Genomic DNA, 1,909 nt, shown 5'->3' with positions numbered 1-1,909 from the left:
CTCAGCCTTTGTTCATGCGGTGTTCGATGAGGTCGTCGACGACGGAGGGGTCGGCGAGTGTTGATGTGTCGCCGAGGCTGTCGTGGTCGTTTTCGGCGATCTTGCGCAGGATGCGGCGCATGATCTTGCCGGAGCGTGTCTTGGGCAGGCCGGGGGCCCACTGGATGAGGTCGGGGCTGGCGATGGGGCCGATCTCGGTGCGGACCCAGTTGCGCAGCTCCTTGCGCAGCTCGTCCGAGGGCTCCACGCCGTTCATGAGCGTCACGTAGCAGTAGATGCCCTGGCCCTTCACTGGGTGCGGGTAGCCCACCACCGCGGCCTCGGCGACCTTGGAATGCGCCACCAGCGCCGATTCCACCTCGGCGGTGCCCATGCGGTGGCCGCTCACGTTGATCACGTCGTCGACGCGGCCGGTGATCCAGTAGTCTCCGTCGGCGTCGCGCCGGCAGCCGTCCCCGGAGAAGTAATAGCCCTTGTACTGCTCGAAGTAGGTCTTCTCGAAGCGCTCGTGGTCGCCCCAGACGGTGCGCATCTGCCCCGGCCAGCTGTCCTTGAGCGCCAGCACCCCCTCGGTGGGGCTTTCGTGGATCTCCTCGCCCGACTGCGGATCGAGCACCACCGGTTGCACGCCGAAGAAGGGCTTCATGGCCGAGCCGGGCTTGGTCGCGTGGGCGCCGGGCAGGGGGGTGAGCAGGTGGCCGCCGGTCTCGGTCTGCCACCAGGTGTCGACGATGGGGCAGCGGCCCTGGCCCACGACCTCGTTGTACCAGGCCCAGGCCTCGGGGTTGATGGGCTCGCCCACGGTGCCGAGGATGCGCAGGGAGCTCAGGTTGCATTTCTCGACCGGCTCGTTGCCCTGGCCCATGAGGGCGCGGATGGCGGTGGGGGCGGTGTAGAACTGCGCGACCTTGTGCTTCTCGCAGACCTGCCAGAAGCGGCTGGCGTCGGGCCATGTGGGTACGCCCTCGAACATGAGCGTGGTCGCGCCGTTGGCGAGCGGCCCGTAGACGATGTAGCTGTGGCCGGTGACCCAGCCCACGTCGGCGGTGCACCAGTAGACCTCGCCCTCGTGGTAATCGAAGGTCACCTCGTGGGTGAGCGCGGTGTAGAGCAGGTAGCCGCCGGTGGTGTGCACCACGCCCTTGGGCTGGCCGGTGGAGCCGGAGGTGTAGAGGATGAAGAGCGGGTCTTCCGCGTTCATCTCGACGGGCCGGGCGTAGTCGTTGGCCTCGGCGGCCATCTCGTTGTAGTCGAAGTCGCGGTCGGCGATCCAGGTGGTCTGGCCGCCGGTGCGCTTGACCACGAGGCACTTCACGCTGTCCTTGCAGTGCAGCAGCGCCGCGTCGGCATTGGACTTGAGCGGGGTCTTGCGGCCGCCGCGGGGCGCCTCGTCGGCGGTGATGACCACCTTGGCATCGCAGCCGTTGATGCGCGCGGACAGCGCATCGGGCGAGAAGCCGGCGAAGACGATGGAATGGATGGCGCCGATGCGGGCGCAGGCGAGCATGGCGTAGGCCGCCTCGGGGATCATCGGCAGGTAGATGACGACGCGGTCGCCCTTCCGGACGCCGAGGGATTCGAGCACGTTGGCCATTCGGCAGACGCGGCGGTGCAGCTGGGTGTAGGTGATGTGCTGCGCCTCGTCGGCGGGGTCGTCGGGTTCCCAGATGATGGCGGTCTGGTCGCCGCGGGTCTCGAGGTGGCGGTCGACGCAGTTGGCGGCGACGTTGAGCGTGCCGTCGGCGAACCACTTGATGTCGACATTGCCGAAGGTGAAGTCGGTGGTCTTGATCTCGGTGGGCGCTTTCATCCAGTCGAGCCGCTTGGCCTGCTCGCCCCAGAACCCCTCGGGATCCTCGACCGACTGCTTGTAAAGCTCCTCGTACCGCGCCGCATCCACATGCGCGTT

Annotated in this window: 1 protein-coding gene; it reads right to left on the bottom strand. The window is 67.6% G+C overall.

Annotation, left to right across the window (positions count from 1 at the left end; translation table 11 throughout):
• Position 1: 1 nt before the first annotated feature.
• Positions 2-1,909: acetate--CoA ligase (gene acs, locus C8N44_RS22985; protein WP_107979001.1), on the bottom strand; the 1,908-nt coding region annotated here is incomplete at its 5' end.

The sequence above is a fragment of the Allosediminivita pacifica genome (genome assembly GCF_003054175.1).
GTDB lineage: Bacteria > Pseudomonadota > Alphaproteobacteria > Rhodobacterales > Rhodobacteraceae > Allosediminivita > Allosediminivita pacifica.
The sequence above is the reverse complement of the archived record's forward strand: the minus strand, read 5'-3'. Positions and strand labels throughout refer to the sequence as shown.